The following is a 20,394-nucleotide window of genomic DNA, read 5'->3' on the forward strand; positions in this document are numbered from 1 at the left end:
TTTTGATTCGCTTTGCGGGGCAAGACTACGGCAAGCGAAACCGGATACCATCGCGGCCGCTCGCCGACGGCGAGGGGCCATCCGGCACGGCCCATTTCTCAATGGCGACACGATGCTGTCGCCGCCATCGCAGAACAGGATTTGATGTGGCAAGCGACAAGCTGAACCTGGGCAAGACGGTTCTTGCCTTCCTGCAGGCCCACAGTGGGGAGAAGTTCACCGCGCGGCAAATCGCCGAATGGGTGTTCGAGACCTTCCCCGCCGAGTGCCAGGCAAAGAAAGCGCGCAGCCAGGCGCTGGCAACGGACGCAGCACTCCTGCAGCAACTGGCAGCTGAAATCGGCTCACAACGGCCACAGCTGCAGAAGAAGCATCCCGAATTGAAAATCACCGAGGGGCGCCCGCGCCGGTACTACCACTCCGAGCAGTCCGATGCCGACGAGGTGATGCTGGCCGAGGATGCCGAGATCGCCACCACTGCGGCAGAGCCTGGCTTAAAAGGCGAACATGCGCTCTACCCCCTGCTGGCCCGGTACCTCTGGGAAGAGCTGGACATCTACACCAAGCGCATCGATGAGAAACGCTCGTCCAACAAGCGCGGCTCCAATGGCAACCGCTGGCTGTTCCCGGACTTGGTCGGCATGGAGGACTTGGGCCGAGAATGGCACCGCGAAGTCCAAGATTGCGTCAAACAGTACGCGGGCCAGCGGACCAAGCTGTGGTCCTTCGAGGTCAAGCTGCTGCTCAACCGCTCGAACGTGCGGGAACATTTCTTCCAGGCGGTGTCGAACTCGTCCTGGGCCAACTTCGGTTACCTCGTTGCGGGCGAAGTGCAGGCCGACACGATGAAGGAATTGCGGATGCTGTCAGGCGTGCACGGCATCGGGCTCATCCGGCTGGACACCACGAACCCATCCGAAAGCGAGATTCTCATCCCGGCACGCGAGCGAGCCGAGATCGATTGGGAGTCGGCCAACCGGCTGGCGGCCGAAAACAAGGATTTCCTGGACTACATCAAGCTCGTCAAGCAGCTGTACCAGACGAGCGAGGCGCGCGCCTCGGACTGGGATGTCCCGATGGCGCCGCTGGACTTCTGACCACCTTAGAGCCCGTTTGGAAATTCAAGGATGAGCGATTCTGCGCAGTAGCAAGCCGCTCATCGCGATATGAATCATGGCCTCCGAGACGTCCGCGCGCTGCTTGTAGTCGCGTACGAGCCGACGCCAGCGAACCATCCACCCAAAGGTGCGCTCAACCACTCAGCAGCGCGGCAGGACGGCAAGGCCCGTGTGCTGCTCGTGACGGCGTGCCACCTCAACCACGCAGTCGAGGGTTGCGGCCTTGTCCATCAGCGTTGTACGGTCGTACGCGCCATCGGCAAGCAGGTGTTTCAAGCCCGGCCAACGTTTCTTCACCGCCTCCAGTACCGCCAGCGCCCCGTGCTATCGGCAATGTCCGCCGGTGTCAGGTTCACCATCAGCAGCCGTCCATCCGTGTCCACCGCGATATGCCGCTTGCGCCCGACGATTTTCTTGGCCGCGTCGTAGCCACGCTTGTCGGCCGAGGGCGCTTTGACTGTCTGGCTGTCGATGACGCCCGCACTTGGGCACGGCTGCCGCCCAGCCAACTCCCGGTCCAACATCAGCACCACGTCATGCAGCGTGCGGAACAGGAAGCGACGCATGAGCCGACGAAACCACCAATACACGGTTTGCCAAGGCGGGAAGTCGTGCGGCAGCATGCGCCAACCGCAGCCCGCTCGCACCAGATAGCGCAAGGCGTTGACCACCTCCCTCAAGTCGCACTCCCGACGCCGGCCTCGCACGGCCGCGCGTGGCAGCAGCGGCTGCACAGCGGCCCATTCGATATCCGTCAGGTCGCTCGGGTAACGCTTGGTCTTGCGACCCAGCTTCGCCTCGCGTTCTCGATGTTCTTTTTTTCACATCCCGCCTTTACATCACGCTCGCGGGGAATTTTCAAACGGGCTCTCAGGAATAGATCCGAGCGTCGCGCCTGAAAGGCACACCCTTGAACGTGCCCGACAGCTCCCATTTACCTGCTTTCGCTTGTGCTTGTGCGAATGCGCTTGCCTGTAAGGCCATCGCCAGGCAGAGGGCCGACCGCCGGGAGTGGTTCCACCGCATGATGTCACTCCTGTTCAGTGCGTCGGGATGATGCAGGCATCGTAAAAGCGCCGTCCGTTCACCACGGTTCAGCAGCGTTCAGGGCGGTAAAAAATGCGGCGCTGTTTACGACAGCGCCCGAACCGATAAGCCCAGACGCCATCGGAACCTATCGTTTTTACTCTTCTTAACGCTGCTGAACCGCAGTGAACGACGCGCCCCTTACGATAGTCGGGTTGCCCGCGTTCGCTATTTCCCACGGAATCCGGCCCGCCACAGTCCGGCCACGATTTCATCACTACGGATGGGGCGGCGGTCGCGGTGCCCAACACTTACTGACCGGGCAAAGCACCGGCGACATCAACATAAGCGGAAACACAACAATCTCGGGGGAATATCATGAAAGGCTTCATTCGACCGGCAGTACTGGGTTCGGTGGCCGTCGCCACGCTCTTGGCCGGCTGCGCTGCCGAAAAAGGCCCAACAACCGCACAGGCACGCCCGACGAGCGTGCCGGATATCACGGTCCTAGTCGATTGTGGGGACTGCGAGGTACGCCCTTCGGTTCCGGAATTGATCCGCACCAGCTACACGGCAGCAGCGGTTAAGGCGGGGATCCCGATCGCCAATGACAGGCACATGACCCTGACGATCCGAGGTTACTCCGAACGCAGCCTTTTGATGCGGTCCGTTTCGCTCCTGGCGGGGCCGGCCGCCATGATGCTCAAGGATGAAATCAGGGCCGTTGCACTGATTAACGGCCAGCAACTGCCTGTGGCGTACCACTACAGCATTCCCTTGTTTGGGATTGAGACTGCGGCGCAAAAACTGGGCGAACTGAGTTTTGATGCAGCAGCGGCCCATTAACGCGCTCCAGGAATAGAGGGCCACCACTGTTGGGTGGCCCTCTCTGCCGCCATCCAATGCGCAGACGTTAGCACCTGCAAGTTTCGTTTAACGACGGGTCTTAGAGCCACCCCTTTCAAGGTCTTGTCGCCCGGGCCTTTTTGAGTACGCGGGCAGTGCAGACATGGGCTCGGGCGATGCTGCCGTCCACATAGCCCGTGGGCTTGTCGAGCTTGGGGCCGCGTTTGCTCGTGGCCACTTGAGTGGGTGAGATGCGCCGCGCCAAGTGCAACAGCCTTTGAGCCAGCGACTGCGCAGACGCTTCGGCCGCACTGGGCCAGTGCTCGGCTGGCAAAGCGATCAGCATGCCCTCATAGCCGCTTTTGATGTGCTCGGCCAGGTGATAGCTGGAGACCTCCAACTGCGGCGCCGATTCATGGTGCGCCTGCTCGACGGCACGCTGCAGCAGTGACACGACGTTATAGGCCAGCACCGCCACCGTGAAGCCCAGTAAAGCCGCTCGGGGATGCCCCAGACTCTTGATCTCGCTGTGCAGCACCGACTCCAGGCGCTGGAACATGCTCTCGATGCGCCAGCGCTTGCGGTACAGCGCAGCGATCGTTGCCGCATCGACCTGGGCAGGCAGATTGCTCCACAGCCCGATCACGGTTTCGCCGGCCTCGGTAGGCGTGTCCAGTTCGATCTCGATGCGGCGCCAACTTGGCGGCCTGGCTTGGCACTCGTCATCGTGAACGACTCGCACTTCGATGGCCTGCTCGCGCACGCGGCCCGTGTCGATACGCTTGTACCCACTCCAGCAGCCATGCCGGCTTAGTCGCGGGTGGCGCGCATGCTCGCGCACGATGAATTCCGCTCCCGCCCGACTCCAGCCTTGCATGATGGTGTGGGTGCAGAAGTGCCGATCCGCTATCCACAATTGCCCGGCTTGGGCACTGTCGAGCAAGGGCTGCATGCCGGCTCGCTCGCTTCCGTACGCATCCTCGCAGGCCACCACATCGCACACCAAGCCCAGATCCGGGTCGTAGACCACCAAGCTGTGCCCAGGCAGCGCGGCGCCACGATAGCCGCGTAGCGGCCCCAGCCGCTTCTCGCTGGCCGGTAGATGGTTGCCGTCTACGATGCGCAACTGCCAGCCCGGCAGGCTGGTGCGCTCATCCAGGTGCACCGCCACCTGCGCCAAACGCTGTGCGCTGCCGCGTACCAAGCCTCGCAGAATCGCTGGCTCTGTGCGGTTGAGCTTGTCGTACAGCGCTGCCATTGACACCGGCAGATTGCCCATCTTGCGCGCGGCCGCATGTAACGAAGGACGCAGCCCCAGGGTCACCAACGTCATCAGCTCCACGATGGTGGAGAACATCAGCTCTCGCGGGTACTGGCGATTTCGATGCACTTCGAATACCTCGTCCACCCACGTAGCCGGCAACGCCCGCTCCAGCGCCAGACGCGCCATCACGCTCGCCGGCGCATGCTCCTCAAATCGCTCTACAACGGCTTGCCAGATTTCCTCTCTCCCGTTTCCTCAAGGCGAGCGGAAGAATACGGCACTTCTGTGCGACAAGACCTTGAAAGGGGTGGGTCTTAGAGCCCGTTTGGAAATTCAAGGATGAGCGATTCTGCGCAGTAGCAAGCCGCTCATCGCGATATGAATCATGGCCTCCGAGACGTCCGCGCGCTGCTTGTAGTCGCGTACGAGCCGACGCCAGCGAACCATCCACCCAAAGATGAGCTCAACCACCCAGCGGCACGGCAGAACGGCAAAGCCCGTTTGCTGCTCGTGGCGGCGCACCACCTCAACCACGAAGTCGAGGGTTGCGGCCTTGTCCGTCAGCGTTGTACGGTCGTATGCGCCATCGGCAAACAGGTGTTTCACGCCCGGCCAACGTTTCTTCATCGCCTCCAGCACCGCCAGCGCCCCCGTGCTGTCGGCAATGTCCGCTGGCGTCAGGTTCACCATCAGCAGCCTCCCATCCGTGTCCACCGCGATATGCCGTTTGCGCCCGACGATTTTCTTGGCCGCATCGTAGCCACGCTTGTCGGCCGAGGGCGCTTTGACTGTCTGGCTGTCGATGACGCCCGCACTCGGGCACGGCTGCCGCCCAGCCAACGCCCTATCCAGCATCAGCACCACGTCGTGCAGCGTGCGGAACAGGAAGCGGCGCATGAGCCGACGAAACCACCAATACACGGTTTGCCACGGCGGGAAGTCGTGAGGCAGCATGCGCCAGCCGCAACCCGCCCGCACCAGATAGCGCAGGGCGTTCACCACCTCCCGCAGGTCGCACTCCCGGCGCCGGCCACGCAGGGCCGCGCGTGGCAGCAGCGGCTGCACAGCGGCCTATTCGACGTCCGTCATGTCGCTGCGGTAACGCTTGGTCTTGCCAGCCAGCTTCGCCTCGCGTTCTCGATGTTCTTTTTTCCACATCCCGCCTTTACATCACCCTCGCGGGGAATTTTCAAACGGGCTCTTACCTGAGGTGGCCAGTCAGAATTTCCTGCCGCGCATCCGTATTGACTCTCCGAGCGGGTTCACCAAGACTGTCCCCCGTCGCCGAAACAACGGTGACCGGGTGTGGAAACCCGAATGGCATATGGTGAAAAGATCCTCCTACGGCGATTTCTATTTCTAGCGTACTTGCACGCTTACAATAAGCGCCGCGGGCCGGGCGAGGCAGCCTTCGGGCTGGCCGGTCACCGTATGCCGGTTTTCCACCCTCGCCGTCTGGCCCGCCCTGCTTATGTGGAAATGAGCAGCGGGCCACCACATCATACGGAGCCCGCAATGCCCAACATCTCTGCTTGCGTCAAGCAAGCGCTTTCCCCACCACCACATGTCATCCACCGTCCGCTACACGATCTTATCGTCAGCCGGATGGAGGTAACGGGTGCGTAAGCGAAACCGATCCGCGCAGCCCCTCGCCCTGGCCCAGTTGCGCGAGCTGGCTCGACAACTGACGCCGGAAGCCGCGAGCAACCGCAAACGCACAGTGCGCGCGTCTGCTCAATGTCACTACCGGCCTCGTCGGCATCCTGCAACTGCTTGACTTGTGGAGCGACCGTGCTTGGGAATGTCGATGCCTGCACTGCCTGCTGGTGCCGCTCAAACTCGAACTGGATGACGCGCTGAGCGACATTCAGAAGATGCTGTAGCGCTCGGCATCCGATGGCTTGAAGAGAAAATCGTGGCCGGGCTACCCGGCCACACTGTTGCTTACTCAAGGTGCCCAAGCACTTCGAGTCGTTGCTCACCCCGCTCGGAAACGCCAACCCACGCATCCCGCCGCCTGCCGGGCAAGACCTGCCGCATCGCCAGCGTGAAACCATCGCAGCCGGCCGACCTGCTGGTCTCGAAATCATCGGTGTGGAAGCTCGCTTCGCGCGCCAGGTTCACGGCAACCGACCGCATGGCATAGCGGAAGAGGCGGAGGTCTTTGCCGCGCAATACAGGGCCGTAAACCATTACATGATCACCGGCCGCCAGCGCATGGACCCACGGAGCGCTGGAGTTCTGTCTTTGCACCGCGATGCGTCCTTATCCACTAGCTTTGCGGTGTCAGGAACCAACCTTGGCACGCATTCGCCGTTCCGGTGAGCGCCGTAGCCCCAGATGTTCAGACGCTCGGCGTATGAATAAAAACCTTGTCGCCATAGCCGAATTTCGGCGATATCCAAGATGCGGTTCCCGGCGCCTTATCCAAAGCAACCGTCTTCTGCTGCAGCGCGACATCACGGAGAAAAACAGGCTGCGAGCGACAATCATTGCTCTGGTGTGTGTCGCAAACGACCGCCCTGATCAGCGAAGCCTGCGGCGACAGAAGATGTTTCGTGTTCTCGTGTTTGTAAAGATTGGAGGGAATCCCCTTCTCCATGAGAAGCGTCTGACCCTTATCGCTGATTCTGGAAAGTAGCCCGTGGAGATTGGCGATCTTGGCAAGAGCGGCGGCATCGTCTACATCGAGGGAATAGTACAGATACAGTTTGGATTCGCCATCTTGATTGGTTAACCAGAACGCGACATGATCATTGTTGGTGTTGTCAGGCTTGGTTCTGGAAAAATTCAACTGACCATTTTCACCGATATCAAATGCGCTGATCTTCAGGCTTTTCACAGATTCCCCATTGAGAGCCTGCGCAGCAATAGCGCGTGCGATGGCGAGCGGCCCGAGCGTTCCCATGTTGAAACCGAGTGTTTCTGCTCCCTCGCCCCAGTCCCGCACTCCGTCGAATCCACCGCCCAACCCCATTCCGCCAATATTGCCAGCATTTTTTTTAAAATTCAGGGCTCGCTTGACGTCTTCCGTCCCCCCCCAAGGCTCTGCTCCGGTCATCACCGTGATTTTGGCGTTGCTCAACAACGCGGGGTAGAACCCGTCCGCACCTCCGCACGGGTAGAAGCACACCGGGCTATCAGGAAGTGTCTTTCGCAGTTGCTGCAATTGGCCAATGGTCGAGGCGAGTTGCACGCGCCCCTGAAATTGCAAGCTACCAGGATCGTCACGGGGAAAATTGACAAATGCCCTGTCTATTTGGCTGCCCACCGAAGCCGGTAAAGGCACCGAATGTGCCACGGAAGGAGCTAAAAGCAGTTCGCGCCGCACTGCCGCTGCAGCTTCTTGGTGACCCGTGGAAGGGCCTGGTTCCTGCGAAGCACGCAAGTGCGATTGCGCTATGCGCGCTTCGCGGAGATCGGGTTTTCCCGTCAGACTGCCCTGCGCAGAGAGGCGCGTCAGGTTCGCCAAATTACGCTGTCCGCCGCTTCGCCGATGCGCGCCATCGCCTACCCGCAAGCCCTCCAAGGGACCTGAACGCACTCTCCCGCTTGTATCCGAGGCATTCTGCCGTTCATTTTCACGTTCGGGGCGAGATGTGGCCTGACTATTGTGGGACCGAAAGATTGAGTTCAATTTAAGCCTATTAAGCATTTTGCCCTCTATTTCCTCAATAAAATTAATACCCAAAATCTCTCATCAAAAAACAAAATAAATTATCCAAGATTATGAGGCAACCCCATTCAAATATATTAATTTACAATTACACAATCCCAATAAAATATTGAAAACATATAGCCCACAAATTCGGATAAAAAATTCAACAGTTTAAATATGCCGATAAATATATGCAGCACCTTCCTCCTGCACACCGAATGTGATCGATAGTGTGCATATATAATATTGCCTAGGCATTTCCGCTTCGCAATGATCCACCGAAATTAGCCACCCCAATCCGAAATTGGGCTTACCTAGGCAAGACAAAAACCTTGACGACCTTGCAGCGATTCATGCACGGTAACGCTCTCGCTTCTGGTGAAACGACGGGAAATCGCATCACAGCGATTCTTGAGCCTCATGCGGCGCGAGCGTATCCACCGAGTGGAGCGGGCTACAGTCGCCCCGCTATCAAACGGGAAGCTGAAATGGTGTTGCATCATTCTCCTTGCAAGCGCCGCGCTCACGCGAAGTGAGCGCTCCAGGCGCGACGGGTGAATGGTGTCGACACCACACAAACCGCACCGCACACTTGATAGACGATCCCCCCTGAGAACTGGCTCTGGTACGAGTGCAGGCTCAAGCCCTGCTGAATGGTCTGGCCCCGCCCTGCTTGGTGAGCGAGGAGTTCGTGTGCGGCCTGATCTTGCATACTGCGCTTCATGCCCCGCATCCCGAGTGGTGATCTGCTCACTGACGACGGACACGCCAGCCTTGACCTGGGCGATGCCCACTGCGGCCCTGTCGCCTGCGGTCTTGGCTGATGCAGCCAATTCACCGAGGCTGCGCTCGGCAGAGGTGATGGCGCGTTTGAGCCCCTCGTCGGCGCCATCGAGCGCGACGAGGATGGAGATGCGTTGGTTTGCCACCTACGATTTTTCTCTTACAGGAAGTGGTACGGAATGCCGCAAGCAGCAGTTGAAAGCGGCCGGTGAGCTTGCCGGTCTTATGCCTTTGGCCACCACACCGTTTTTCTCCGCTCGGCTATTCGCGCCAGCACTCGACGGTTTCTTGCGCGCACATCCGGGCCCGCGGGTGAAACTGATGGGGGATCGCCGCAACCTCGATCAGACGTGGCGGTACGGTTGTTGTGCCCAGAGGCACCGGGGCTCGTCACGCGGCGAATGGGAGAAGTCGCCTTCGCCTGCCATTCATACACCGCCAAGAAGATGGCATCGGCCAGCGGAATAAGGAGAAATAGCGCCTCGGCGCCCCCTGGAACCAGGACCTTCAGCCAACCCGCTTGCTGCTATCCGCACTGACTCTGGCCGCCCGGTTTCATGGTCGCGTACCGCCTGTTCCGGGACTACGTGCCGATCCCCTATCCGATGAGCGAAAGAGTGAATAAAACTCCGCTCCTCATCGTTGCGTAGGCTGCTTACGGGTGAACAGCCCGGTGGGGTTGCGGGCATTTCTTATCCATACCCGTGATCGCCGCCCTAAAATTGTGCTGTCGCAAGCGTGGGTCGCACAGAGCCTAGGCAGCGAGGTGCCCTGGCACACGGCAGCCGTCATTTCTGGAGCCCCACCAGATATGTGCCCGATTCGAGTTGAAGGGAGGCTGCCATGATGGCGCAACCGAATCCGAAGCTGAACCATCTGTTGTCCGTGCTCCCGCCCGAGGAATGGTCGAGAATCGTACCGGAGCTTGCCCTGGTCGACATGCCGCTAGGGCACGTTGTCTACGAATCGGGTGATCGGCCTGACTACGTTTACTTTCCCACCACATCCATCGTGTCCCTGCTCTATGTCATGGAGAATGGTTCGTCGGGAGAAATTGCGATTGTCGGGAACGAGGGGTTGATCGGCATTGCCATCTTCATGGGCGGCGAAACCACGCCCAGCCGCGCCGTGGTACAAAGCGCGGGCGCCGCGTACCGCCTGAGCGCTCGCATTCTCAAACAGGAGTTCATCCGCGCCGGTGCCATGCAACGCCTGCTGTTGCGTTACACCCAGGCGCTCATTACGCAGATGGCGCAAACAGCTGTCTGCAATCGCCACCATTCGATCGACCAGCAGTTGTGTCGTTGGCTGCTGCTGAGCCTGGACCGCCTGCCGTCCAATGAGTTGCGGATGACGCAGGAACTGATCGCCAACATGCTCGGTGTGCGCAGATCCGGTGTCACCGAGGCTGCGTTGAAGCTGCAGACCGCAGGATTGATCCGCTATAGCCACGGGACGATCGAAGTGCTGGACCGGCCCGGCCTCGAATGCCGCGTCTGTGAATGCTACGCCGTGGTCAAGCGGGAGTTTGACCGTCTCCTGCCCGACCTCCAGGCGATCTGACCGCCCGCGCATCGGGCGCCATTGCCTCCGTCTGCCCCAGTGGCATGCAGCCCGTTTGAACGAAAGCGTACAGACACGGCGGCCGGGCAATCGGACCGTTTCCATGTGGTTGGCGCGTCGACGCGCCATTTTTCGGTCGCCTTGTCAGGAGGACAGCATGCGCGCAGTGATTTATATGTGTCTTGGGATGTTGGTAGCCATCTTGGCGGGTTGTCTGTGGGTCCCTGATGGCGGCTATTACGGAGGCGAACGACATGACGGCTATCAGAGCGAACGACATGGCGGCTATGAAGGCGATCGCTCAGAATCTCGTGATCGTGATCGTGATCGCGATCACCGCTAGCTAGCCCTCCCGGTACATTCGCCAAACCGCCATCTCTGGTCGTTTCCGTACCGGATAGCGTTCGTGCGTCTCGCCCCCGAGGCGCCGGACCGCTCTGTCACTGTGCGGATAGGCAAAACTGTCCACGAATACGACGGTAGTCTGGGGCCGGACTGGCCCATCGATTTTGAAGGCGATATCCGGTCACGTGTCTTCGGATGGACAAAGCGCTCAGGTGTATCGAATTCCGCGTCATCCTAGGCTCGGCAGAAGTAGCCATTGCAGCCAGATTTTCGACGGCATTCCCGACGGTGTGGGAATGCCGATTTCATTTCCATGGCCGCGACTATTTACCGATCTGGTTGCCCACAACCCCGCCTACGGCTGCACCGCCCACTGTCCCCGCCGCACTCCCGCCTGTAAGCGCCGCGCCGGCCACACCGCCGACACCGGCGCCGATTGCCGTATCCGCGCCTCGCCGAGACATCCCGGTACACCCACTTGCGAGTGTCGCGATCAGCAACATCGCGCCGCACAGTCCTGCTATTCGATCGTTACGCATTTTGTGCACCTCCGTCTCGATCGCACCCTCAAGCATCTTGTTGCGAAGGACGTCGAAGCGAGACTTGAATTTTCTGTACAGCCCATGAACGGCGTACAGCCCATCAGGCCATCCCTGCGGCAACAGATAGGTGTCGCGCGAATGCCTCGGGAACCAAGATCCTCTCTCGCTGGAAAGGTGTCGGTACGGTGGCAGACGCGTTGGTCGCGTGCCTGACGCTGCACTATCTTCGCGCATGCTGGCGGCGATGTAACTGCTTCGACCTAGGGCAATAACTGACCGACTTCTGTACGGTACCGAGCCGACAGGGTCTTGCCCGCAAACTACGCTGGGATCACAAAATAACAGTGCACCGGCACATTCCGGCATCCCGGGTCAATCGCAACGAGGCTTGCTATGATCAGTTCGCTTAACTTAACAAACGGAAAGCTTGAGATACGCACGACGCAACGTGGCGACCAGCGATGGTTTTCCGAATATCGCTTCACGCCCGATGATGGACGCGCCACCGGCTGGGCAACGGCCGAAATCCCGGAAGGATTCATTTCGTCAGACCTCGCATTCAGTGCCGCGATATTGCTAGGGCAACAATGTGCGGAGCTCGCGCGCTGAAGCAAACGGATTAAAAAGAAGAAGCCCGGCAGATCCGGAGTTCTTTTCAAGCAGTCAAGACCTTACGAGCATTCAGCGCAGCGAGGACGCAAATTCGACCTGATCGCTTGATTCACCGGCAGGCGCCGCCTGCCGCCACGAGGCGCGCACCGCTCAGCCCAGTTGCCGGATGCGCGCCTCGATGGCAGCGGCCAGGCGCGGAATGCGCCGCGCCACCAACTGGTCGATGTCGAGCCGCTTCTTGAGCACGACACGCGGCACCAGCACCGCAATCGGGATGTCCGCGCCGCGCTTGATGCGTTTGACGCCTTCGGCCTTGCGGTAGCGGCGCTTGAAACCCGCCAGCGGCCGGTCGTGCTCCCCAATTTCTCGGCCATCAGCACCACGTTCCCCCGGTCGCTCTTCACGAAGTAGGCGTCGGCGACCTGCACGATCTCCTGAGCCTTGCCAGCGGCCCAGTTGATCGACAGGAAGGCCAGCACCTGAGTCCTGGCTGCGGCGACCTGTTCGCTGAGCACGGACACGCCTGCCTTGACCTGGGCGATACCTGCTGCGGCCCTGTCGCCTGCGGTCTTGGCTGATGCAGCCAAGCCAGTTCGCCGAGGCTGCGCTCGGCGGAGGTGATGGCGCGTTTGAGCCCCTCGTCAGCCCCTTCCAAGGCTACGAGGATAGAAATGCGATTGGTAGCCATAGGGTTAACTAGAAGCGGCTCCGCCAGCAGATATTGTCAAAATCGAAAAGTGTGACTGGACAATTTTCTGCATGCCCCCCGCTCACGGCCAGCTCAAATAAATCCAATTAAATCCAGGATTAAACGCGACAACATAACACTGAAGAGGGGTATCGGAGGCAGTTTCCAAGAACTAGATTCCACGCAAGCGAGAATCTCCTGTTCATTGCAAAAAATTGCAATAAATTTTTCGGATGACTCAATCTCGCGTCAAAAATAATTATTTTCCTGGATGGAGGGAGTATGAAAATCGTTCAATTTTTGCAAGATGGATCCGGCACCCTCTCTGCCACTCGACTCGGCTTTCTTTTATGGGTGATTGGCGTCTTGGTGGTATGGGCAGTCGTATCAGTAACACACCCCGAATCAGCGCACGGCATTGATAATTCCGTCCTGACACTTATCGGAATTCTGATGATCGGCAAGGTGGTTCAGAGCTTCAGTGCCAATGATGGCCCCACGCCTCCTGGCGGCAACCAGCCTCCTGGAGGAGAAAACTCGCCCGCTCCAATCATTCCACAAGGAGCGATGAAAATTTGATACTGAAAAGTAGCGCTCAAAATAAAAATAAAGTGTCGTAAAACAGATGGCCAGTCAAACGAGGTTCGGGCGAACTGTCCAGAATGACTGGCCACGATCATGGCAAGAGGTGGGAGACAATCATGCGAGCAATTTCTGTAGGGCTTCTTACTTGCTTGATGAGCGGTTGCACAGCGTTCTTTCCACCCGCACAAAAGCAGGATCTTCCAAATGGGGGATATTGGCTGAACTACGATGCAGCCCGGCGTGGTGCGGTGATTCTACCGAAAAGCGATAACTATAAGTACTGCGCCGAGCAATCTCCGGATGTTGCCCTGAGTCTTGTCAACAAAGTTCAGGCGGATGTCAAAGCGCAAGGCGTCGATCTCGGTAGCGGCCAATTCGAATCCGCCGCTGAGGTGGTAGCGCTTGCTGGTCGGACCAAAACCGTTCTTCTCGCACGCGAATCGCTTTATCGGCTATGCGAGCTATCAATCAATAACGATCTGGACGCGAAAACCGTTAATGAGATGCTCAAGAACATTACGGATATGATCGGAAGGATCGCGCAAAGCGATAGCGACCAAGCTAATGCGCGGCAGGCGGTCGCAAAAACGGCTTCGTCAGCTCTGTCCCAAAACATGAATCCAACCCAAGTGCAACAGTTGCTGGAAAGAATCAAGTAACACAGGGAGTGTTCCGGCAACACAGTCCACAGAGGGCGGCAAAGCTCACTGCCCCGCTTGGGGCTACCGCCGACAAGCGTCGCCTGCCGCCACGAGTCGCACACCGCTCAGCCCAGTTGCCGGATACGTGCCTCGATGGCGGTGGCCAAGCGCGGGATCCGCCGCGCCACCAGCAGATCAATGCCGAGCCGCTTCCTGAACACGACCCTCGGCACCGGCACTGCAATCGGAACGTCGGCGCCACGTTTGATGCGCTTGAAACCCACCAGCGGCCAGTCACGCTCCCCGGTGTTCGCGGCCATCAGCACGACATTCCACCGGCCGCTCTTCACGAAGTAGGCATTGCCCCACGCATCAGCTCGGCAATCTGTGCCTTGAAGCGCTTCCTACCGACCCGGCCAATATGTTCCACGCGTCGGCGACCTGAACGATCTCCTGGGTCTTGCCGACTGCCCAATTGATCGAGAGGAAAGCGAGCAGTTGTGTCCTGGCGGTGGTGACCGTCGCTGATGACAGAGACGCCCGCCTTCACTTGTGCGAGGCCGGCTGCGGCCTTCTCGCCTGCGGACTTCGCGGATGCGACCAGTTCACCGAGGCTACGCTCGGCGGATGCGATGGCGCGTTTGAGCCCCTCGTCCGCACCGTCGAGCGCGACAAGGATGCTGATACGGTTATTGCCCACCTATATTGAACGACGATAGAGAATTGTCAGAGGACGACGCGGCGCAAAACACTGCACCGATGAGAATGCAAGGCGGCTTCCACAAGCGAAAAACGGAAGGGGCGGCGATGAACGTGACGTATCTGACCAATAATAAGGCAGCTAGGGACACCATCCTTCGCTTGGCTAAGCAGTGCGAGTCCATGGCTTGGACTGTCGCGTGGGCCACCGATAACGATCTCGTCGAGACAGCTTACAAACTCAAAGCGAAGTTCAGCTATCTCCTCGTCGGAACTCACAATTACGTCACGAGCCCCGCCGTGCTAGAAAAATTCTTAGATCTTGATAGCTTTAGGGTTAATCCGCCGAACGGTTCGCTCTTTCATCCGAAGGTCTATACGTTCGATTTGGGCGGCGAAACAGCTGCGGTTATCGGGAGCCACAACCTCACTGCAGCCGCATTCACCGAGAACATCGAGGCCAGCGTGTAGTGGTCTAATGAATCCGGACACTGACTTAGAGTCGCTAACAAAACCAAGTCATCGAACGCAGGTGGTTGAGCGTTGTTGTTGGCATGGCACGAAAGAAGATCAGCAATGAACTGTGGAAGGCATTGCAACCGCTGCTGCCGGTTGTGGAGCCTTCGACCAAAGGCGGTCGTCCGCGCGTGGATGATCGGGCGGCGCTCAACGGCATCCTGTTTGTTCTGCATACCGGTATCCCGTGGGAAGAGCTGCCTAAAGAACTGGGCTTTGGCAGCGGCATGACGTGCTGGCGTCGCCTGCGGGAGTGGCAGGCCAACGGCGTTTGGGAGCGGCTGCATTTGGCTCTGCTCAAGCGCCTACGCGAACACGACCAGATCGACTGGAGCCGAGCCAGTGTCGACGGTGCAACGGTGGCCAGCCCCCGGGGGGCGAGCAGACGGGGCCGAATCCAACAGATCGCGGCAAGCTCGGTAGCAAGCGCCATCTCGTCGTAGATCGGCGCGGCGTGCCGTTGGCGCTGATGGTCACCGGTGCCAATCGTCACGACTCGGTGGTGTTCGAGGTGCTCGTTGACGCCATCCCGAGCGTGCCAGGACTCGATGGCCGCCCGCGATGCCGCCCCGACAAGCTTCACGCGGATAAGGGATACGACTTCGCGCGATGCCGCCGGCATCTGCGCAAGCGGGGCATGACTCCCCGGATCGCTCGCCGTGGCATCGAGAAGAACGACCGGCTCGGCAAGCATCGCTGGGTGGTCGAACGCACCCATGCCTGGCTTGCTGGCTTCGGCAAGTTGCGCATTCGTTTCGAGCGTTCTCTTCAGACTCACCTCGCTTTGCTCACCCTGGCTTGCGCTGTCATCTGCGGGCGATTTGTTGATCGGTTTTGTTAGATGGTATGGACGCCTCCCCCCGGCAACGAGCAGGCCCGACCATGAGAGTCGGAATCCGAGGGATCCTCGCCGCGACGGCAACGCTGTGCCAGAGTGGAGATGTCAAGTAACCACCCGAGCGGGAGGACCCAAAATGAAGCTTACTGTAATCGGCATGGACATTGCCAAGCATGTCTTTCAATTGCACGCGGTCAACCCTAGCACCGGCGAAATCGAGCGCATCAAGCTCAGGCGCAGCCAGCTTCTGGAGTTTTTTGCGAAGCGGGAGCGTTCGTTGGTGGCGATGGAAGCTTGCGGTGGCGCGCATCACTGGGCCCGAGAGTTGTTGCAGCTCGGACATGACGTCAAGCTGATCTGCCCTCGGTCCGTACGCCCCTTCGTGTTGCGCAACAAGAGCGACGCTGCCGACGCGCGTGCCATCTGGACAGCAGTGCAACAACCCGAGGCACGCCTTGTTGCGGTCAAGAGCGAGGCGCAACAAACCATCCTCGCCCTGCACCGCCTGCGCGCCCAACTGATGAAGTTCCGGATCATGCAGACCAACGCGCTGCGTGGCTTGCTCCACGAGTTCGGCGAAGCGTTGCCGGAAGGCTATCAGGCCCTCTCAAAGGAGATTCCTGCGGCCCTTGCCAAGGTCTCGGATCGCTTGCCGGCCATGCTGATCGACAGCCTGCGCGAGCAGTGGGCTCGCGTGCAGGCTACGGACAAAGACATCAACCTACTTGAGCATCGGCTCAAGCTCGCACTTCGCGACAGTCAGCAATGCCAAAGGATCGCTGAAATCCCTGGTATTGGCTTGCTGACTGCAACCGCCGCCGTCGCCACCATCGGCGACCCCCATACCTTCCGCTCCGGCCGCGAATTTGCTGCCTGGCTCGGGCTGGTGCCAAAACAAGTCGGAACGGGCGGCAAAGTTCGACAACTTGGACTGAGCAAGCGCGGCGATACCTATTTGCGAACACTACTGATGCACGGTGCGCGATCAGTTATTACTCGTGGTACGCGATCCCCGTGGCTCGACGGCCTGCTTGCTCGACGTCCCTTTAACGTGGTGGTTGCCGCACTGGCAAACAAGCTCGCCCGCACGATCTGGGCGGTTCTATCTCGAGGTACTCCGTACCATGGTGCGGCCTAAACAAGCCGACATTGCTGGGTTCGAGTACATCGGTTCCTCTTCACCAAGGAGCGCAAGCAACTACGCATAATGGCTAACAGGTTGGACCGGGACGAGGAAAGTCTGGTAAGAAAAATGAACCTTCGTGTTCGATTGTTAGATGAGACCCTCGTCAGCGAAATCCATATGGGCCAGCAGGCCAAACGGCCTGCATCAACGGGCCGGACATAAGCGTGCTGCCTTTACCTGCCGACCAACATGCCAAACAGCTTGCAATCCGGGAGGCGTCCACATAAGCGACTCTTAGGCGAGAATGCTCGCAGGAGAGAGGTGCCTGATGGTCAAGCAACGACGTTCGTTTTCCCCCGAGTTCAAGCAGCAGGCTGCCTGCCTGGTTCTCGACCAGGGCTACAGCCATATCGAAGCGAGTCGCTCGGTCGGCGTCGCCGAGTCGGTGCTGCGTCGCTGGGTGCAGCAGCTTCAGATGGAACGCCAGGGCATCACGCCGCGGGGCTTGGCCATGACGCCGGATCAGCAGCATATCCAGGAGCTTGAAGCGCGCATTGAGCGCCTCGAGCGCGAGAAGGCCATTTTAAAAAAGGCTACCGCGCTCTTGATGTCGGAAGGCATCGAACGTACGAGGTAATCGATCGGGTCTGCCAAACCGAATCAGTCGAACTGGTGTGCGGGGTCTGTGATGTGCTGCGCTCTTGTCTGTATGCCCATCGGGAGCGGGCTCGGCATGTCGATGTCGAGCGCATGGCGCTGCGCAGTCGCGTCCCCGAACTGTTCGTCGAGAGCCGAAGCTCGGCTGGCAGCAGAAGCATCATGGGCATGATGCGCGAGGAAGGCACGGTCATTGGCCGCGTCAAGGTCAGTCGGCTGATGGAGGAGTTGGGGCTGATCTGCAAGCAGCCGGGCTGTCACGCCTACCAACGGGCCACGGTCGAGCGAATCGACATTCCAAACCACCTCAATCGCCAGTTCGAGGTCGATGCGCCGAATCAGGTCTGGTGTGGTGACATCACCTACGTCTGGGCGCAGGGTCGCTGGCATTACCTGGCAGCGGTGCTTGATCTGTTCACGCGGCGCGTCGTCGGCTGGGCGTTCTCGACACGCCACGACGCCGATCTGGTCGTGCAGGCGCTGGACATGGCTTATGAGCAGCGCGGCAGACCGCAGGGACTGCTGTTTCACTCGGACCAGGGTGGCCAGTACGCCAGCCGGAAGTTCCGGCAGCGCCTGTGGCGCTATCGGATACAGCAGAGCATGAGCCGTCGTGGCAACTGTTGGGATAACTCCCCGATGGAGCGACTGTTCCGCAGCCTGAAAACCGAGTGGTTGCCGCCAGTGGGTTACATGACGGCGCATGAAGCACACCGGGACATCAGCCATTACCTGATGCACCGGTACAACTGGATACGGCCACATCAGTTCAATGACGGACTCGCGCCGGCTGTCGCGGAACAAAAACTTAACGCAGTGTCCGGGATGGGTTGACCACTACAGTAGGCGCCCGACGCGCAATCAAGGTAGATCGTCCGAAATCGGTGTCACGATGACTAGGGCGGACTAACAGCCACTCAACAAAAAGAGGGGCCAGTGATCCATTGTGGTGAGGTCGAGCCGGATTCAGATGGCGTGGAGTCTCGCGCTCCGGGGCGATCGTGATCCCATTCGACGGCGCCCCAGATCGGGGCCCGGGCGCCGCTCGATTTCTGACCGATCGGCTCCAAGTCACTGATCACCTCAAGCCGGTGCCCCCCGCTCTCGAAGACGCCGGCCCATGCATCCCGCTTACCGGGGAAGGCTTGCCGGATAGCCGTCGCAGCCGGTCGCCTTCGCGTTTGCGAAATCGTTGATATCGGCCAGGGCCATCTTTGCTCTGAACCTCTCCACGTCAATGCTCCACGATCAGGTCAGTCAACGACCTGCGCCACTGGCGCTCGATCCTCGCGTTCTGCGATCGATACCCAAGCGCGATGACCAGCGGTATCACGGTCCCCCGCGGCAAGGACAACATCTCGGTCAGCTTCGGTGCCGAGAAGCCCTCCATCGGGCAGGAATCGACCCCTTTGGCCGCAGCGGCCAGCATGAGTGTCTGCGCGGCAAAGGTGGCGTTGCGAGCCGCCCAGGACCGGTTGCCCAAGTGCCCCACTGGAAGCAAAGAGAGGCTGGGCCGGAAGAGTCCGGCAAGCGCGGTGAGCGGCGTCCAGACCGGCCATGACCCGACGTTCAGGATGCGAAGAAACATCTGCATTTGCTTGCGGTGGTAGGCCTTCGATGCCTCAGGCAAGTCCGTCGATGCGTTGAGATAGGCCAGTTGCTGAGCCGCTGTGCTGAGCGCGATTTGCCGGCTGGCCGTGACCACGATCAGCGTCGATGCCGAAACGGCCGCGCGCTGCCCGTTGCAGACGGCGGCAACGCGCGCCTTGAGGGTCGTGTCGCGAATCCAGTGAAACCGGTACGGCTGGAGATTCCCGCTGGAAGGCGCGCGCGCTGCCTCGGCCAGGAGTTCACGTACGTGCTCGTCCGGGATGGCGATGCCGTCGAAGTCGCGTATGGCGCGGCGTCGACCGTTCAGCGCCTGGAAGGCGCCCCAAAGTATGGATGTGTCTTGCGTTTTCATGCCGAGATCGTAAGCTTTAGCTTATTTTTCTGATACTCGCATTCGGACGCAACGCGTGAAGACAGCCCGTACACCCGTCAAACCCAGGAAACTTCCCACACAGGAGCGTTCGCGGGCCACCGTGGACGCCATAATGCAAGCAGCAACTTACATTCTGGTGAAGTTCGGGTGGGAACGCCTGACAACCAACGCGATCGCGGAGCGTGCCGGCGTGAACATCGGCTCGCTCTATCAATACTTTCCGAACAAGCAGGCGATCATTGCCGAACTGCAGCGGCGCCATGTCCTTCAGACACGCGAGATACTGTCAAAGGCGCTTCCGCAAGTCTCCGAGCAGCGCTCGCTGCGCGAGGCGCTGACCCTGCTTGTCGTCGCGATGATTGATGAGCATCGCGTTGCGCCCGCGGTTCATCGAGCGATCGATGCGGAGTTGCCGCGATCGGTAAGGGTTCCGCTGGGTGACGAGAGTCGCGGCGGCGACCAGCCTTTGCAAGTGCTGCAACCCTTCATGAAGAACGTGCCCGATCCCCACTTTGCGCTCCGGATCGCACGCATCGCGGCGCACGCCGTCATCCACGAAGCGGCCTCGCATCAGCCTGAACTGTTCGATCGCCCCGATTTCGTCGATGAGGTCGTTGCGCTTTTGGAGGGGTACTTCCGACGCCCAGCGGCAAGATCTGCCGTTGAAATCGGGCGCGTGCCCGTGAAGAAGGCAACCCGCTCGAAGCGTTGACATCAGAGTGCGCTCGATGGGCTTGGCAACGTGTCGGCAACGCCCCGGCGCGGCACGCTGAAGAGGGTGCCAGCGTATTACGCGTCAGCCATCTACCCCGTTCGGGAGCCGAGGCCATCACGGCCAGGCAACCTATTCGCTACGGGATCTCCGCACGCCTTGACGTTCAGGACTGATCGGTACAGAACCTT

The 20,394-nt window shown here is 59.8% G+C and carries 17 protein-coding genes and 6 pseudogenes; 12 read left to right on the forward strand and 11 right to left on the reverse strand.

The window, feature by feature from the left end; translation table 11 throughout:
- Positions 1-146: 146 nt before the first annotated feature.
- Complete coding sequence (locus tag GO999_RS12370; RefSeq protein WP_211906275.1) at positions 147-1,097, forward strand: COG2958 family protein; 951 nt, start codon at positions 147-149, stop codon at positions 1,095-1,097.
- Positions 1,098-1,121: 24 nt separating this feature from the next.
- On the opposite strand, the pseudogene GO999_RS12375 reads toward GO999_RS12370, so the two are convergent.
- Positions 1,122-1,909: pseudogene (locus tag GO999_RS12375) on the reverse strand (IS5 family transposase).
- Positions 1,910-2,522: 613 nt separating this feature from the next.
- Here GO999_RS12375 and GO999_RS12380 point away from each other — a divergent pair.
- Positions 2,523-2,990 carry a hypothetical protein gene (locus GO999_RS12380; protein WP_249215031.1) on the forward strand — a complete coding sequence of 156 codons (468 nt, stop codon included), beginning with the start codon at positions 2,523-2,525 and terminating at the stop codon, positions 2,988-2,990.
- 115 nt (positions 2,991-3,105) lie between these two features.
- On the opposite strand, the gene GO999_RS12385 is transcribed toward GO999_RS12380, so the two are convergent.
- Positions 3,106-4,440 carry an IS4-like element ISRso13 family transposase gene (locus GO999_RS12385; protein ID WP_211906276.1) on the reverse strand — a complete coding sequence of 445 codons (1,335 nt, stop codon included), beginning with the start codon at positions 4,438-4,440 and terminating at the stop codon, positions 3,106-3,108.
- Between the two features lie 147 nt (positions 4,441-4,587).
- Positions 4,588-5,412 (reverse strand): annotated as a pseudogene (locus GO999_RS12390) (IS5 family transposase).
- Between the two features lie 548 nt (positions 5,413-5,960).
- On the opposite strand from GO999_RS12390, the pseudogene GO999_RS12395 reads away from it, so the two are divergent.
- Positions 5,961-6,137, forward strand: a pseudogene (locus GO999_RS12395) (DUF1484 family protein); the annotation flags it as partial.
- 61 nt (positions 6,138-6,198) lie between these two features.
- Here GO999_RS12395 and GO999_RS24740 read toward each other — a convergent pair.
- The 3 genes and pseudogenes from GO999_RS24740 to GO999_RS25100 form a co-directional block, all read right to left on the reverse strand.
- The gene (locus tag GO999_RS24740) at positions 6,199-6,447 is read right to left on the reverse strand and encodes a hypothetical protein (RefSeq protein ID WP_249215069.1); all 249 of its coding nucleotides are present in this window, start codon (positions 6,445-6,447) and stop codon (positions 6,199-6,201) included.
- 151 nt (positions 6,448-6,598) lie between these two features.
- Positions 6,599-7,726, reverse strand: a complete 1,128-nt coding sequence (locus GO999_RS12405) for a hypothetical protein (protein WP_225891674.1) — start codon at positions 7,724-7,726, stop codon at positions 6,599-6,601.
- Between the two features lie 929 nt (positions 7,727-8,655).
- Positions 8,656-8,841 (reverse strand): annotated as a pseudogene (locus GO999_RS25100) (hypothetical protein); the annotation flags it as partial.
- A gap of 697 nt (positions 8,842-9,538) precedes the next feature.
- Here GO999_RS25100 and GO999_RS12410 point away from each other — a divergent pair.
- Complete coding sequence (locus GO999_RS12410; protein ID WP_019717754.1) at positions 9,539-10,258, forward strand: Crp/Fnr family transcriptional regulator; 720 nt, start codon at positions 9,539-9,541, stop codon at positions 10,256-10,258.
- 668 nt (positions 10,259-10,926) lie between these two features.
- On the opposite strand, the gene GO999_RS25035 is transcribed toward GO999_RS12410, so the two are convergent.
- A complete protein-coding gene (locus GO999_RS25035; protein WP_311134545.1) occupies positions 10,927-11,511 on the reverse strand; it encodes a YMGG-like glycine zipper-containing protein in 585 nt (194 codons plus the stop codon).
- 27 nt (positions 11,512-11,538) lie between these two features.
- Here GO999_RS25035 and GO999_RS12420 point away from each other — a divergent pair, with 27 nt between their 5' ends.
- Positions 11,539-11,754: a hypothetical protein gene (locus GO999_RS12420; RefSeq protein WP_071615547.1), complete on the forward strand. Its 216-nt coding sequence runs from the start codon at positions 11,539-11,541 to the stop codon at positions 11,752-11,754.
- A 153-nt stretch (positions 11,755-11,907) separates the two neighbouring features.
- On the opposite strand, the pseudogene GO999_RS12425 reads toward GO999_RS12420, so the two are convergent.
- A pseudogene (locus GO999_RS12425) lies at positions 11,908-12,173 on the reverse strand (DUF6441 family protein); the annotation flags it as partial.
- Positions 12,174-12,727: 554 nt separating this feature from the next.
- Between GO999_RS12425 and GO999_RS12430 the strand changes: the two are divergent.
- Entirely contained in the window at positions 12,728-13,024 is a 297-nt protein-coding gene (locus GO999_RS12430; protein ID WP_135006013.1) for a hypothetical protein, read from the forward strand.
- A 122-nt stretch (positions 13,025-13,146) separates the two neighbouring features.
- Positions 13,147-13,689 carry a hypothetical protein gene (locus GO999_RS12435; protein WP_135006014.1) on the forward strand — a complete coding sequence of 181 codons (543 nt, stop codon included), beginning with the start codon at positions 13,147-13,149 and terminating at the stop codon, positions 13,687-13,689.
- A gap of 107 nt (positions 13,690-13,796) precedes the next feature.
- Here GO999_RS12435 and GO999_RS12440 read toward each other — a convergent pair whose 3' ends face one another.
- Together GO999_RS12440 and GO999_RS12445 are read right to left on the reverse strand one after the other, a co-directional pair.
- Positions 13,797-13,991, reverse strand: coding sequence for a DUF6441 family protein (locus tag GO999_RS12440; RefSeq protein ID WP_081049992.1), 195 nt, complete (start codon positions 13,989-13,991; stop codon positions 13,797-13,799).
- A 73-nt stretch (positions 13,992-14,064) separates the two neighbouring features.
- Positions 14,065-14,371: pseudogene (locus GO999_RS12445) on the reverse strand (hypothetical protein); the annotation flags it as partial.
- A 23-nt stretch (positions 14,372-14,394) separates the two neighbouring features.
- Between GO999_RS12445 and GO999_RS12450 the strand changes: the two are divergent.
- The 4 genes from GO999_RS12450 (at position 14,395) to GO999_RS12465 (ending at position 18,341) form a co-directional block, all read left to right on the forward strand.
- The gene (locus tag GO999_RS12450) at positions 14,395-14,841 is read left to right on the forward strand and encodes a phospholipase D-like domain-containing protein (RefSeq protein ID WP_211906278.1); all 447 of its coding nucleotides are present in this window, start codon (positions 14,395-14,397) and stop codon (positions 14,839-14,841) included.
- Between the two features lie 83 nt (positions 14,842-14,924).
- Positions 14,925-15,727 (forward strand): IS5-like element IS1421 family transposase gene (locus GO999_RS12455; RefSeq protein ID WP_103025478.1). Its coding sequence is split into 2 segments (ribosomal slippage): positions 14,925-15,252 and positions 15,252-15,727, totalling 804 coding nucleotides; the frame shifts between segments, so codons are not numbered across the junction.
- A gap of 133 nt (positions 15,728-15,860) precedes the next feature.
- Positions 15,861-16,862 carry an IS110 family RNA-guided transposase gene (locus tag GO999_RS12460; RefSeq protein ID WP_020829879.1) on the forward strand — a complete coding sequence of 334 codons (1,002 nt, stop codon included), beginning with the start codon at positions 15,861-15,863 and terminating at the stop codon, positions 16,860-16,862.
- Between the two features lie 316 nt (positions 16,863-17,178).
- Positions 17,179-18,341 (forward strand): IS3 family transposase gene (locus GO999_RS12465; protein ID WP_211906279.1). Its coding sequence is split into 2 segments (ribosomal slippage): positions 17,179-17,434 and positions 17,434-18,341, totalling 1,164 coding nucleotides; the frame shifts between segments, so codons are not numbered across the junction.
- A gap of 400 nt (positions 18,342-18,741) precedes the next feature.
- On the opposite strand, the gene GO999_RS12470 is transcribed toward GO999_RS12465, so the two are convergent.
- A complete protein-coding gene (locus tag GO999_RS12470; protein WP_016727158.1) occupies positions 18,742-19,470 on the reverse strand; it encodes a nitroreductase family protein in 729 nt (242 codons plus the stop codon).
- A 133-nt stretch (positions 19,471-19,603) separates the two neighbouring features.
- Here GO999_RS12470 and GO999_RS12475 point away from each other — a divergent pair, with 133 nt between their 5' ends.
- Positions 19,604-20,203 carry a TetR/AcrR family transcriptional regulator gene (locus tag GO999_RS12475; protein WP_016727157.1) on the forward strand — a complete coding sequence of 200 codons (600 nt, stop codon included), beginning with the start codon at positions 19,604-19,606 and terminating at the stop codon, positions 20,201-20,203.
- The last annotated feature ends 191 nt before the right edge of the window (positions 20,204-20,394 follow it).

The sequence above is a fragment of the Ralstonia nicotianae genome (assembly GCF_018243235.1).
GTDB classification, from domain to species: Bacteria; Pseudomonadota; Gammaproteobacteria; order Burkholderiales; family Burkholderiaceae; genus Ralstonia; species Ralstonia nicotianae.